This is a genomic window from Faecalicatena orotica, assembly GCF_003149245.1.
Taxonomy (GTDB): domain Bacteria; phylum Bacillota; class Clostridia; order Lachnospirales; family Lachnospiraceae; genus Faecalicatena_A; species Faecalicatena_A orotica.
This window is the reverse complement of the sequence record NZ_QGDL01000004.1, coordinates 59078-73542: the sequence shown is the minus strand read 5'-3', so window position 1 is coordinate 73542 and position 14465 is coordinate 59078. Positions and strand designations below refer to the sequence as shown.

Annotated in this window: 11 protein-coding genes; 3 read left to right on the top strand and 8 right to left on the bottom strand. The window is 42.6% G+C overall.

Annotated features, from left to right (window positions below; genetic code table 11):
* The first annotated feature begins 10 nt into the window (after positions 1-10).
* Both A8806_RS07880 and A8806_RS07875 read left to right on the top strand, forming a co-directional pair.
* Positions 11-1426 (top strand): glycoside hydrolase family 1 protein, encoded by a 1416-nt coding sequence (locus tag A8806_RS07880; protein WP_109730650.1) that lies wholly within the window; start codon positions 11-13, stop codon positions 1424-1426.
* Between the two features lie 3 nt (positions 1427-1429).
* Positions 1430-3031 carry an alpha-L-rhamnosidase-related protein gene (locus tag A8806_RS07875; RefSeq protein WP_109730649.1) on the top strand — a complete coding sequence of 534 codons (1602 nt, stop codon included), beginning with the start codon at positions 1430-1432 and terminating at the stop codon, positions 3029-3031.
* Between the two features lie 127 nt (positions 3032-3158).
* On the opposite strand, the gene A8806_RS07870 is transcribed toward A8806_RS07875, so the two are convergent.
* The 4 genes from A8806_RS07870 to A8806_RS07855 form a co-directional block, all read right to left on the bottom strand.
* Positions 3159-4028, bottom strand: a complete 870-nt coding sequence (locus A8806_RS07870; RefSeq protein WP_109730648.1) for an Rpn family recombination-promoting nuclease/putative transposase — start codon at positions 4026-4028, stop codon at positions 3159-3161.
* Between the two features lie 287 nt (positions 4029-4315).
* Complete coding sequence (locus A8806_RS07865) at positions 4316-5197, bottom strand: Rpn family recombination-promoting nuclease/putative transposase (RefSeq protein ID WP_109730647.1); 882 nt, start codon at positions 5195-5197, stop codon at positions 4316-4318.
* Between the two features lie 382 nt (positions 5198-5579).
* A complete protein-coding gene (locus tag A8806_RS07860; protein WP_109730646.1) occupies positions 5580-6863 on the bottom strand; it encodes a sensor histidine kinase in 1284 nt (427 codons plus the stop codon).
* Positions 6864-7592 carry a LytR/AlgR family response regulator transcription factor gene (locus tag A8806_RS07855; protein ID WP_109730645.1) on the bottom strand — a complete coding sequence of 243 codons (729 nt, stop codon included), beginning with the start codon at positions 7590-7592 and terminating at the stop codon, positions 6864-6866.
* A gap of 227 nt (positions 7593-7819) precedes the next feature.
* Between A8806_RS07855 and A8806_RS07850 the strand changes: the two genes are divergently transcribed.
* Entirely contained in the window at positions 7820-10804 is a 2985-nt protein-coding gene (locus A8806_RS07850; protein WP_242996000.1) for a glycoside hydrolase family 3 C-terminal domain-containing protein, read from the top strand.
* Between the two features lie 73 nt (positions 10805-10877).
* Here the strand turns inward: A8806_RS07850 and A8806_RS07845 are convergent, their stop codons facing one another.
* The 4 genes from A8806_RS07845 to A8806_RS07830 form a co-directional block, all read right to left on the bottom strand.
* The gene (locus A8806_RS07845; RefSeq protein WP_181368628.1) at positions 10878-12365 is read right to left on the bottom strand and encodes a L,D-transpeptidase family protein; all 1488 of its coding nucleotides are present in this window, start codon (positions 12363-12365) and stop codon (positions 10878-10880) included.
* 33 nt (positions 12366-12398) lie between these two features.
* Entirely contained in the window at positions 12399-13142 is a 744-nt protein-coding gene (locus A8806_RS07840) for a DUF4179 domain-containing protein (protein ID WP_109730643.1), read from the bottom strand.
* A complete protein-coding gene (locus tag A8806_RS07835; RefSeq protein WP_242995998.1) occupies positions 13135-13674 on the bottom strand; it encodes a sigma-70 family RNA polymerase sigma factor in 540 nt (179 codons plus the stop codon). The genes A8806_RS07840 and A8806_RS07835 overlap by 8 nt, the downstream gene beginning before the upstream one ends.
* A gap of 176 nt (positions 13675-13850) precedes the next feature.
* Positions 13851-14450 (bottom strand): hypothetical protein, encoded by a 600-nt coding sequence (locus A8806_RS07830; RefSeq protein WP_109730642.1) that lies wholly within the window; start codon positions 14448-14450, stop codon positions 13851-13853.
* Between the last annotated feature and the right edge of the window lie 15 nt (positions 14451-14465).

The following is a 14465-nucleotide window of genomic DNA, read 5'->3' as shown; positions in this document are numbered from 1 at the left end:
AATTTATAATATGACATTTCCAAAGGATTTCCTATGGGGCGGCGCGGTTGCTGCCAACCAGTGCGAAGGGGCATATGATGAAGACGGCAAAGGGTTAAGCACACAGGATGTGACTCCACACGGGATCGCAGGGCCCCGCACAGCAGAGCCTGCACCGGATAATATGAAGCTCGTGGGTATTGACTTTTACCACAGATATAAGGAGGATGTCAAACTGTTTGCGGAGATGGGATTCAAGGTATTCCGTACTTCGATTGCCTGGAGCCGTATTTTCCCGCAGGGGGATGAGGATACCCCGAACGAAAAAGGGCTCCGGTTTTATGACGACCTGTTTGACGAATGTCTGAAATATGGTATGGAACCTCTCGTTACGATCTCACATTATGAAACACCGCTCCACCTTTCCCGGACCTATAACGGATGGGTGAACCGCAGGATGATTGATTTTTATGAGAAGTATGTAAGGACGATTTTTGACAGATACGGTAAGAAAGTTAAGTACTGGCTCACCTTTAATGAAATCAACTCGGTGCTTCACGAACCCTTCTTAAGCGGAGGGATCTATACAGACAAAGAAAAGTTGTCTAAAAATGATCTTTATCAGGCTGTCCATCATGAACTTGTGGCCAGTGCCCTGGCGACAAAGATTGCCCATGAGATGATGCCTGAAGCAAAGGTCGGCTGTATGATTTTAAGTATGCCTACGTACCCTCTTACGCCGTCACCTGACGATGTAATTAAGGTCATGGAGAGTACTCACATGAATGACTTTTTTGGGGATGTTCATGTAAGAGGAAGATATCCGGGATATATGAAACGCTATTTCAGGGAGAACAATATCGAAATCCAGTTTGCACCGGGGGACGAAGAAATTCTGAAAAACACAGTTGATTTTGTTTCCTTTAGTTATTATATGAGCATCTGCGACACCGCTGATCCTGCAAAGCGAAAAGAGGGAAAAGGCAACCTTTTAGGGGGTGTTCCGAATCCATATCTTGACGCCAGCCAGTGGGGATGGCAGATTGATCCTAAGGGACTGCGCTATGTGCTGAATTACTACTATGACCGTTACCAGAAACCATTATTCATTGTGGAAAACGGACTCGGTGCAGTGGATGAGCTTATCAGGAATGCAGACGGAGAAATGACAGTTGAGGACGGATACCGCATAGATTATCTGAAACAGCACCTTCTACAGGTAGAGGAAGCCATCGAGGATGGTGTCGAGGTCATGGGATATACCTCATGGGGATGCATAGACCTTGTGAGCGCTTCTACTGCAGAGCTTAAGAAACGTTATGGTTATATTTATGTAGACAGGTACGATGACGGCACAGGAACGTTAGAAAGATACAGGAAAAAATCTTTCTACTGGTACCGGGATGTGATTTCCACAAATGGTGCGGTGCTGCACGAGGAGGAATAAGAGATGGGAGAAGCGTTAGTAAGTATCCTGCCTGATATGAAGAGAAAGACTGTGGATACCTTTATAAAGAAGGCACAGGAGTTGGATTTTCAGCTCATTGAAACAAAGGTAAAACCTGTTTCACTTGTGTCAGTAACGAAAACGGCGGATGGCATTGCAGAGATTTCCTCACGTGAGGATATCACCCTTATGCCGGGAAAACTCCTTAAGAAGGATGACAGTATCTGTCTTGATTTCGGAGACCATCATGTCGGTTACGTGACCCTGAAGCTGAATTCGGCGGGAAGCCCGCAGGATGCGCCCGCTTATCTTCGCCTGAAATTTGCAGAAATCCCGGGAGAAATTCTGGACGATTCCTCCACTTATCATGGCTGGATCAGCAAAGGGTGGATTCAGGAGGAACTGATACATATCGATGTGCTCCCATGTGAACTGAAACTTCCGAGGCGGTACGCATTCCGCTATCTGGAAATCTTTGCTGTCGATACCTCGGCAAAGTTTCAGGTGGTGGTGGAAAATGTGGAACTGACTGCAGTTTCAGCAGTGTCTCTGGAGGAGGCAGAGCCACTTTCCTCTCTGCCGGAGGACCTCAAAGCAATCGACAAGGCAAGCTTAAAAACACTTCAGGATTGTATGCAGCATGTGTTTGAGGACGGTCCTAAGCGTGACCGCCGTCTGTGGATCGGTGACCTGCGTCTACAGGCAAAAGCCAATTATGCAACCTTCCGGAATCTGAATCTGGTGAAACGGTGTATGTACCTTTTTGCCGGGCTGATCCGTGAAGACGGGAAAGTCGGAGCGTGTCTTTTTACTGAGCCTGTTATGCAGGTAGATGACACATTTTTATTCGATTATTCTTTGTTTTTCGTGTCCATTCTTTACGACTATTATCAGGAGACAAAAGATCTGGAAATTGTAAAAGAACTGTGGGGCACGGCCTACCGCCAGATCGTACTGGCTCTGAATGATATGGAGGATGGTGTCCCGAAAACAGAAAACCCAATGATGGCATTTATTGACTGGAAAGACGGACTTGACCGTCAGGCGGCTGCTCATGCAGTATGGATATACTGTCTGCGCCAGGGAGAAGTTCTGGCAAGCCTTGCAGGAGATGAGGCGGCCAAAGAGGAACTCCGGGTCATGCTTGCCGATGCTCTGGAAAAAGCAGTAAGCCACTTCTGGGATGAGGAAAAAGGCTTCTTTGTAAGTGGCGCGGATCATCAGATATCGTGGTCCAGTCAGGCATGGATGGTTCTTGCAGACGTATTTGAAAAAGAGAAGAGCCGTGCATTAATGCTGCATCTTCTGGAAGAAAATCCGGAGATGGGAGTTGCTACACCTTATGCCTATCACCATGTCATCGAGGCACTGCTTCATGTGGGTGAAAAGGAGAAGGCGCTGGAACTGATGCGGACTTACTGGGGAGGAATGATCAATCTGGGAGCCGATACCTTCTGGGAGGCTTTTGACCCTGAAGATCCCCATGCATCCCCATATGGATCGTCACAGGTAAACAGCTTCTGTCATGCGTGGAGCTGCACTCCTGCATGGCTTTTAAGAGAATACTTTACTGGTGATACTGTGCCGGTAATACAGGACCGATAAAGGTTACTGTTTACCGGCTTGTCTGTGAACAGTAACTGATAAAGTGCCCCCGCCTTTTGGTTCCATAATGGATATTATAAAAGGCGGGGGGCATATGTGCTTAATGATCTGAAATGTGAGAACATGATTATTCTAAAATTTGCTTCACTTTGTCTATACTGATATCACAGAGGTCCGCAATTTCTTCCGGAGATTTGCCCTGCATATATAGTTTGAAAACCTGCCGGGCCTCTTGAATGCCCAACTCTTTGCCTCTTCGTAACCCGCTTTCTTCCCCAGCCTTAAGTCCTCTTTTTTCAGCACTGCTGATCTGGGTATTATAATCTTTCAATGCCTTTTCACGGGCCTCATATTCCAGACGTTTTTTCTCGTCTGCACTTAGATTAAGCAATGTATTGTATGCTTCATCCAGATATTCGTTTGTCTTAGCCATATTCTGAAACTCCTTTCTGCTTTTTCCACTGAAGAACTTCATCCATGTAAGAACGTCCTGACTGGTCTTTACATCTGAAGGCAGCTTTTTCAGTTCCAGTATCTGAAGCTCCATTTTATCCGAATAAAGATGAGATGTCTTATCATCCCGGAAATGAATCCTTCGGTAACATTCTTTGTCATTCGGAAAATGGATGAAGTCTAAAATACTTACATGAATACACTTCTGCAGTTTTTCATAGGACTCGCCTTTGTGAATCTGACTGTCAAACATCTTACTGAGATAGAACAAGGCGCGTTCATCCCAGTATTCGAAATATTTGACCTGCATTTCCATATTCATTTGCGTCCCGTTCTTAAGCAGTACCCGTACATCCATGATCCCCTGCTTGTCATCAGCTGAGTCTCTGGGAAGCAGAGTGGGCAGAAGAACCGTATCCTCAACTTCATCCGGGGACAGATTCAGCAAAGCAGAAATAAAGCCTTTCCTGACTTTGGGGTTCTGCATCAGTTCCTTGAAACAAAAGTCCACAGTGGGTAACATAATAAAGTTGTCTTTGGTCATAAAATGAAATCTCCTTTCCTGTGCAGAAAACGAATGGTACACATGTAAGGAGTTATTCTGATTTATTATTATCATATCACGATATGTAGATATGTAAAAGACAGAAGTACCTTAAAAATGTAGAGAATTCATTGTTTTCTGCGGTTCTAATAAGTAATTGATGGGATAAATCGGCGAGATGCCGATTGATAAATGAAAGGTGAATACCTTTCGATGTTTCTATGGGGGATACCCGAAAGGGTATCCCTCAACTCAGGCCTTTTAGGAGGATTGTAGCAGTAAATGAGTTAATCTAAAATTTGCTTCACTTTGTCTATACTGATATCACAGAGGTCCGCAATTTCTTCCGGAGATTTGCCCTGCATATATAGTTTGAAAACCTGCCGGGCCTCCTGAATGCCTCTGCGCAGCCCACTTTCTTCCCCAGCCTTGCGCCCAATCTCTTCTCCAGCCTTAAGTCCTCTTTTTTCAGCACTGCTGATCTGGGTATTATAATCCTTCAAAGCTTTTTCCCGTGCCTCATATTCTAACCGTTTCTTCTCATCAGCACTTAAATTGAGCAGTGTATTGTATGCTTCATCCAGATATTCATTTGTCTTAGCCATATTCTGAAACTCCTTTCTGCTTTTTCCACTGAAGAACTTCATCCATGTAAGTACATCCTCACTGGTCTTAACGTCCGGAGACAGTTTTTTTAACTCCAGTATCTGAAGCTCCATTTTATCGGAATACAGTTCATAGGTGCTGTCATCCCGGAAATGAATCCTGCGGTAACACTTGTTGTCATTCGGAAAATGGATGAAGTCTAAAATACTTACATGAATACACTTCTGCAGTTTTTCATAGGATTCACCCTTGCGGATCTGGCTGTCAAACATCTTACTAAGGTAGAACAAGGCGCGTTCATCCCAGTATTCAAAGTATTTGACCTGCATTTCCATGTTCATCTGCGTCCCGTCTTTAAGCAGTACCCGTACATCCATAATTCCCAGTTTGTCATCAGCCGAGTCTCTCGGAAGCAGCGTGGGTAAAAGGACCGTATCCTCTACTTCGTCCGGTGACAGGTTCAGCAATGCTGAAATGAAGCCTTTCCTGACTTTGGAGTTCTGCATCAGTTCCTTGAAACAAAAGTCTACAGTGGGTAACATAATAAAGTTGTCTTTGGTCATAAAATGAAATCTCCTTTCCTGTGCAGAAAATGAATGGTACACATGTAAGGAGTTATTCTGATTTATTATTATCATATCACGATATGTAAATATGTAAAAGACAGAAGTACCTTAAAAATGTAGGGAATTCATTGTTTTCTGCGGTTCTAATAAGTAATTAATGGGATAAATCGGCGAGATGCCGACTGAAAAATGAAAGGCGATTACCTTTCGAAGTTTCTGATGAGAGTATAGCATGGGATAACGGAAAGAGCAATTAGGCAATTTGACGAAATTGGAATAAGGAAACAGACTGTGTTACTGTTCAGTCCCCAGCCGGTTACCACGCTGGGGCCTTAGCATAACATTGCCAAAGAGCCGGCCCCAAATAATAGACAGTAACCTACATATCATTCAATTCCAGCATAATATGTACGACAAAGTAACCGTTTTCCATACTGGCTTTAAAAATTCCATTATACTTATCAACAATGGAGTGGATGATTTTAAGCCCAAGCCCATGATTATCTTTATCATTTTTAGTTGTCTTCAAGGTCTTGTTTTCTTTCAGAACATCATAGGAGCATTTATTTTTCACCTGAATATTCAGGTAATTTTTAACTACAGAAAGTGTGATATGAATATCTTTTTCGATTTCTGCTTTGCTGGCATCTATAGCGTTATCCAACAGGTTCATTAGCACAGCACATAAGTCGTTATCTTTTATAGAAATTTTCGATATCAGGAGAATGTCTGTAATTACATGAATCTGTTGTTCCCGTGCCTCACTGACTTTCTGTGTGAGCAGGTGGTCAAGCATGACATTGCCGGTCTGAAATTCTTCCATAGTATTAAAACGATATTCAAGTTCTGTATCCAGATATTTTTCAAGTTCTTCATAATTTTTTCTTTTCACCAGTGACTGTATATAAAAATAATTATTCCTCAGTTCGTGCTTTTCCTGACGTATTTGTGAGATTATTGCCGAAGAGCGGTTCATATTATCAATCTGTAACTGCAGTTTCTGGTTAAAACTATTAGTTTCAAGTACATTTTCAAAAGTAGAAATAATCAGATAATTCAGGTAGTAATTAATCAGTATTATACATAGGATACAGAGCGGCATTGCAACAGAAAAAAATAAATTAGAGTCATTCTGTCTGGCAAAAGAAATATACATCTGAGCCAGAACTGCAATAGCAAATGGGGAGAGTGTCATTAAACAAATATACTTTTGAGGCAGCTGGGGCTGAAAAATCAGTGGATGAGAACTGAAAAACAAAGTACACATCGCGAGGGCCGTATAAAATATGGCATGTCCGGCAGCTGTAAGTTCTCCATCCAGAGTTTGATGCGTAGCGGATAAAAGAGGAAGGAGACTTGATTTTATAAAAACAATGCTGCAGATGTAAGCGATGATAAATGCTGTTTTGGCAAACAATCCCTGCTTTTGGAATAAAAAGGTGAACAGAAATGCAAATATAAACACAACAGCAAGGTAAACGTAAAAGCTTCCGGTATAGATTTCCAACGGTTTATACACTGCCGTAAAAAGGAGAATCCAGAATATGGTGACCGCATACGCTGGAAATCTGTTTTTCTTAAAAGGATATGTACAGGCAAGTGCAAGAATCAGGAAAGCGAAGGTAAATGTTGCCTCCGTCCATATTAATATTGTTTGAAACATTTAAGCGCCTCCGTAATTCAATGTAATAAATTCTTCTTTTATCGTAGTAATCCGATTTCTGCTCAAAGGAATTGTTTCTTTATTATCAAGTATTAAGGTGTTTTTTTGAATGCTAAATATGTACCTGTAATTAACAAGGAAACTTCTGTGTGGGCGCAGGAAACCATATTGTTTCAGCAGAGCTTCAAAATCCTTAATCCGGTATTGAATTAAAAGTTCCTGAGTGGTAAGTACTATACGGCAGTTTTTAACGAGAGATTCAATATAGATTATTTGATTGGTATTCAGTGAATAAATATTACCGGAGTAACGTTCTTCTACAGAAACAGAGGTGCCTTCCTGCATCCTCATTTCATGAATGATGTCATTTACCAGTGCAGGGAGTTCCTCCGTAAAATGACTCTTGCGGATAAAACGAAAAGGACGCACTTCGAAAGTCTGGAAGACCATCTTTTCCTTTCCAGAGATGAACACTGTAATCACCTCAGGATAATCACTCCGTATTCTGCGGCACAATTCAATCCCGTTAATTTCGGGCATATCAATATCGAGAAAAAGGATTTGATATTTCCTGTTAGAATGACAGACTTCCAACAGCTTCTTTGGTTCAGTATAACAGTCAAAAACTATATTGAAATCCCGTCGGGAGAACTCCTCAGAAAGCTGTTCGTGTATGACATCGAGAGTCCTCGGACTATCCTCGCATATTGCTGCACGATAAGTGTTCATATGTTAACTCCTCCTGTGATAAGACATACCTCTTTTAAAGTCTTATATCTTTAAACAGATTTTATTATACTACCATTTTGTTTTGATGTCATTTCATTTAGAAATTACGGGTGCATTTCATACTATATTTTTACCTGTCATGTCGAATAAATATAAAAATGCTTTTATGGCTGTTAAAATCATAATAGTTTTAAAAAGCGCGCGCAAATAAAGTATGAAAAGGAGTTATGATGGAAGAGAAAAAGAACAAATGGTTAAAGCCGCTGATTATAGTGGCAGTAATAGTGGCAGCCGCCTATTTTGCTTACCGAAAGATTTATGATATGCTTTTCGGCGGTGCAGTTTCAGTATCAATGGATGATGTGTACAGTACACTGAATGCGATTAAAGTGCCGCTGATTATAGCAGTAGTTGTGATTATAGCAGCGGTTATCGTGAGTATTGCAGTGGCCAGAAAAGAAGTGGGTATCAGGAAAATGGTGCGTGGCCAGTCTATTCTGGCCAGTATTCTCGCGGTTGCTGTTGCAGCAAATGTAATCTGTCTGAATATAGAGTACTCTCTGATTAATAAAGTGATGACAGGCTCTGAAGGGTTAAGTGAAGAGACAAAACAAGCATCCATAGAGTTATGCGAAGAGATTGCTGATGAAGGCGTTGTACTTTTAAAAAATGAAGATAATGCACTGCCTGTCAATAAGGGTACTAAACTGAATGTATTCGGTTGGGGGAGTACGCAGCCTATTTATGGCGGTACGGGTTCAGGAAGTGTTTCTGAAGAAAATGCTGTGTCGTTGCTTCAGGGACTTGAAAATGCTGGATTTGAACTGAATACTGCACTGACAGACTTCTATAAAGAGTATCGTTCAGACCGGCCGTCTATCGGTATGGGAGAAGTAGACTGGACATCACCCCAGCCGACTATGGAAGAATATGATGAAAACAGTATTTTTGAGGATGCAGAGGCGTTTTCTGATACGGCAGTCATAGTAATCACTCGTGCAGGCGGAGAAGGCCCTGACCTGCCCGAGAAAATGTCAGATGAGAATACATACAATACAACTCAGATGGGAGGAGAAGTTACATATTCTACAAATGAAGAAGATTTGAGTTCAGAAAAGAGCTATCTGGAATTAACAGCAAGAGAAGCAGAGATGGTTGAGCGTGTAAATGACAGCTTTGAAAAAGTTTACGTTATTATAAACTCAGCAAATGCAATGGAGCTTGGATGGCTTGACGAGTATGAAAATATCAAGGCTGCACTGTGGTGTGCAGGCGCAGGGGAGACAGGATTTAATGCACTCGGCTCTATCATGTGCGGAGATGTAAATCCTTCAGGAAAACTGGTAGATACCTATGTGTATGATTTAATGTCTACACCTGTTTACAATAATTTTGGGAATTTCGACTACAGTAATTCAAATGAAATCACAGGATCAGAGGAGAATAAAGCTAAGTTTGTAAACTATGTGGAAGGCATTTATGTAGGATACAAATATTATGAAACAGCGGCAGCTGAAGGGCAGATTGATTATGATTCCGTGGTACAGTATCCGTTTGGCTACGGTCTGTCTTATACAACTTTTGATAAGGAAATCACCAGCATAAAAGACGATGGAACATCCGTTACATTAGAGGTGGTTGTGGAGAATACTGGTGATACTGCCGGGAAAGATGTTGTGGAGATTTATTATACGCCTCCGTATTATAATGGTGGAATTGAAAAAGCAAGTACGAATCTTCTTGATTTCGAAAAAACAGAAATTCTGGAACCGGGAGATTCACAGACAATTAGTATTACCTTCAACTATGAAGATATGGCATCCTATGATGACATAAACAACAAGAGTTATGTTCTTGAGCATGGTGACTATGCAATTACACTTAACAGCGATTCTCATACAATATTAGATTCAGAGAAAATTACTGTTGAGAAAGATATCATATATAATGACGAGAATGACGGAAAGCGTTCTACTGACGAAACAGCTGTAACAAATCAGTTCGATTTTGCAAGGGGAGATGTGACTTATCTCAGCAGAAAAGATGGATTTGCCAACTATGATGAAGTTACAAAAGCACCGGGAAATGTAGAAATGACATCAGAGCAGATTGCAGATTATCAATGCAAAAATACATATGATGCTTCAGAATATGATGACCCGGATGCAGAAATGCCTGTGACAGGGGCTGACAATGGCCTGACAATACAGGATATGAAGGGACTTGATTATGATGATGCTAAATGGGATGAGCTGCTTGACCAGATGACTGTAGATGAAATGTCTGCACTGGTTGCTGACGGAGGTTTCCATATGATAGCTGTAGATTCTGCTGAGGCGGCTGAATCCACTGCATGTGACGGACCAGCAGGGATTACGAGCAATTTCAACTCCAGTATCAGCGGAGTGGCATATCCTCCGGCAGCTATGATTGCAGCCACATGGAATAAAGAACTGGCACAGGCGAGGGGAGAACAGGTTGGAAAAGAGTGTGTAGAACTCGGCGTGACAGGATGGTATGGTCCTGCCATGAATACCCACCGCAGTGCATTTGCGGGAAGAAATTTTGAGTATTATTCAGAAGACGGTACACTGGCAGGCATCATAGGCGGCAAAGAAGTAGGCGGAGCCACTTCACAGGGAGTTATCTGCTATGTAAAACATTTCGCTTTGAATGACCAGGAAACAAACAGAACAAACGGTATATGTACCTGGGCAACGGAACAGTCGATCAGGGAAATCTATCTAAAGGCATTTGAAAAGAGCTTTAAAGAAGGTGGAAGCCTTGGATGCATGTCATCCTTTAACTCAATCGGAACCCAGTGGGCAGGAAGCTGCCAGTCACTGCTTCAGACTGTGCTGCGGGATGAATGGGGATTCCACGGAGCTGTAATCACAGATGCGATGGACCCGCTTGCTGACTTCTATATGGATCTGAACAGGGGGATCCGCAGCGGTTTAACACAGGGGCTTTCCATGACAGGCGGAGATGGCCTGATCACAAATACAGAGGATGCCAATACCGTTACTGCACTTCGCAGGGCGAGTCATGAGAACCTGTATGCGCTGGCAAATTCCAATGCAATGGCTAAGGAAACGGGGACACCGGGATGGGTAAAGATATTTATCGGTGTGGATGTACTGCTGGCTATACTCTTTGTAGGAAGTGAAATACTGCTTTTCAAAAAGTATAAGAAACGGAAAACGGTCTAGCCGGATAGTCAAGAGTCGGAATCAGATACAAATATGTCTGGTTCCGGCTCTTTTTCATCGTGGTATAAGCTTGTTAATAGTGAACAATGACAGGCGTTCCTATTTCTATCATGTCGTACAAAGAACCGGCCATGTCAAGTGGCATATTAATGCATCCGTGCGATCCGATATTGGGGATCTGATACAGGTTTCCCCCAAATCCACTCTGCCATGTGGCATCGTGCAGACCGATGCCCGTATCCCATGTGATGCGCATCCAGTAGGTCACTTCTGTCTCATAGGAAGGTTTCCCGGTGGCGGGATCGATACTGCCGACCAGTATTTCATGCATCTTTTTATCCTGCAGAGAGTAAGTGCCCTCGGGAGTGATTTTTTCAGGGATTGGTTCTCCGGTGATTACATCTGTTTCAAGGGCGATAGAACCATTTACGACATACCACATGTGCTGTTCGCTCAGGTCCACATCAACGAAGGTATCTCCCCAGTCGGGCATTGCATGGGCAGCGGCGGTTCCCCCGATATAGTATTCTGGTTCTCTTGTTACGGTTTCGCCGTTTTTGATGTTGTTCTTCAGATTCTCGAATTCGGTATCCTCATCGACCGACCATCCGTAGGTGCCTCCCGTCACGGTGGCACTTTTGCCGGACGGGGTTGTGAAGGTCCTTGTAGTGCCGATGGTATCATACTTGTCACCAAATTCTTCCAGCCAGTTTTTAACGGCGTCCTCATGAAAAATGACATTCATATTGTCATCGGTTGTAAGCCATGTTGAGATGAGCATTTTATCGACCACTACGGCTTCATTCATCGGGTAAGTAATACTTGCCTTGCAGTATTTATTCATTTCGGCACAGGCCTGCTTCAACTCTTTTGACTCAGAGGTGTATTTGGGGAGTGCATAGCATTTTTCCTTCTCGAGATTGATTTCGGAAGAAAACTTCATAATGGCGGATGTGATTTTTTCTTTTAATACGTTCATGTCAACCGCGGTTCCGTAAGTTTCTGGTTTGATGACAAACTGGGTGCCATCGAATTCTGGCTGTGCAGACACAGGCGGGGTCTGCACGGTGGTTACCGCATGGAGCGAACCGACAGCCTGATCCAGAGCGTCCTTATTATAAGATAATTCAATGGTAATGCTGACGGCTTTCTTGGAAAAAACAGACTGGGGCCATAGAAATGGATTTTGTTTTTTCAGGATATTTTCTATCTGATTATTATCGACATATACAAGGGAAATATCAGCCCCTTTGATGACATCTGTCGTTCCGTCCATTCCCCAGATTGTCAGGGAATAATCGCTTACCTGATCCTTCAGATACCTTTCGGCGTCTGAGACTGTCTTTCCGGAAAAGTTGTGTCCGTTAATCCCGGTGTTCATAAAAAAATGGCTCATAAAAAACACGGAGATGGCTATGTAAATAAGAAGAAGCAGACAGAGAATGCTGCCTATGATAATCCAGCTCTTTTTTGGCGCAGAAGTGTAGATATCAGGCATATTTCTGTGTCCTATGTTTGAATATTTTTTGCCGGCAGTTCTTCTTTTTCTTTGTGTATGCATATGGTATCCTCCGTTTCTTGGCTCAGAAAACGATTATTGGTTAACGTTCAGCGGGATACTGAATTGAAAATCCCAGGTTCCGCCAAATCCATTGTTAGGTAAAAAGCTGGTGTGGTATGGCTTTTCTTCATTCAAAGCGTATTCCCATAAATCATAGGGCCAGTCATAGATAATACTGATATTCCAGATGAAGTCGAATTCTTTTGGGATTTTTATATCTTTTCTGGCGGATGCGGGGATTCGCTGGTCAATCGGAATATTGATTTTCCCGGAATAAGTATTTTCATCTGTAAAGCTACCTTTCATATACGAAGAATCAGCAATTGTCTGATCATAAAAATCAAAACGGATTTCGGATATAAATTCAAGCAGACCACATTCTGTACCAGATGTACTGGCATACATCTCTTGCGGAAAACCAGATTTACTGTAAAATACCACATTCATAGAAATCCAGTGATTGTCATGTGTCACTTCAGATACTGTTATTTTTACGCCATTAGATTCCTGTATATACTCCTGGGCAGGCTTTTGTTCCCCCTGCATCAAACGGGTGATATGCCCGATCAGAGGGATACTCTCGGCTGCATTGGGATTACTTGCCCCGAAGAAAACGGCACACACGAAAACAGCAGCGGCTGTACCAAGTGAAATAAATGTCTTTTTCATCCATTTTTTTCTCTTACTTTTCTGCTCCTTATGAAGCTGCTCCATGCAGTGGTCAATCACGCCGTCCAGCTTTTCGGATACGGGAATCTGTTCAAATCTTTTATCCATTTAAATATCCCTCCTCCAGGCTTTTTCTGAGTTCTTTTTTAGCACGTGTCAGATATGAAGAAACACTTCCCCGGGGAATGTTCATGATCCCGGCGATCTCATCCTGTTTCAGCCCGTCAAAATATTTCAGAACGATGACCATTCTGTAATGCTCGGGAAGCCTGCGGATTGCGGCATACAGGTCCAGTCTTTCTTCTGCGGAGATTCCGCTGTTTTCCTGCTCCTGTTCTTCTTCAGGAAGCTCTGAAAATGGAATATTCCTCCTATAATAATCACTGGATACATGTATCAGGATTGTGGTCATCCAGGACCTGAATACCGCAGGATTCTGAAGGGTTTTAATAGAATGAAAGCCCTTCAGTACCGTTTCCTGCACAATTTCCAGCGCGGCATCCTCACTGCCGGAATGCAGGTATGCCATCCGGTACAGATAACCTTTATGTATTGTTATAAGTTCACCATAGGCGTCGACACTGCCCCGGATTGCTTTTCTAACCAGTCTGATATCCGTGGATCGTTTTACTTCTTCCACTTTGTTCCCCCCTGTAAGCTGCAGGTTCTGTGTGAACCGTAACTGTTTGATGTCTGTAAAATACCCTTATACTTATTAGACGATAATTAAAAGTAAATTGCTACAAAAAATATCATTTCATACAAAAAAGGACCTGCACACCGGCAAGTCCTTTTTGTATGTTATCTGATTTTGTTTTATGCTTCTTTTTTCTCTTTAAAAATAATCTTCATGATCGGGAAGAATACCCAGAAGGAGATGACACAGTTGATCAGCATGGTTATGATATCCGCGACTGTCATACCGGCACCCTGCCCCATCATATTCATGCAGAAATCATAGATTGGTGTTTTATAAAGTCCCTGCAGTGCGGCAGCCCCGACGGAAATAATTACCCACGCGATGAAATACCATACAGCGGCTTTTACCACGCTCGTATTAGACTTAAAGGTTACATTCCGCTGAAGGAAGAAATTGATAATCTGTGCAAGCAGAAGCGTGATCTCAACGGCGAGGAAATAGGCGAGACCACCGCCGCCCCCGCCTGCGATAGAGCCTGCAGCATAGTCGAATACATAATAAATGCTTCCGTCCAGATTATGCCCTACAGGCAGTACCTGAAATGCCGTGCTTACCAGAGATGTGAAGCCGAACAAATACTTGATGAGCGGCATCATGATCATCTGGAGTACGGTGACCCCGTTACTGATGATAAAAAATACGATAAACTGTGCGATGCCGGGATGCTTTTCCTTAAAATTACTCCAGAAACCGGCCTTTTTAACTTCGCTTTCCATAATTGATTAAACCTC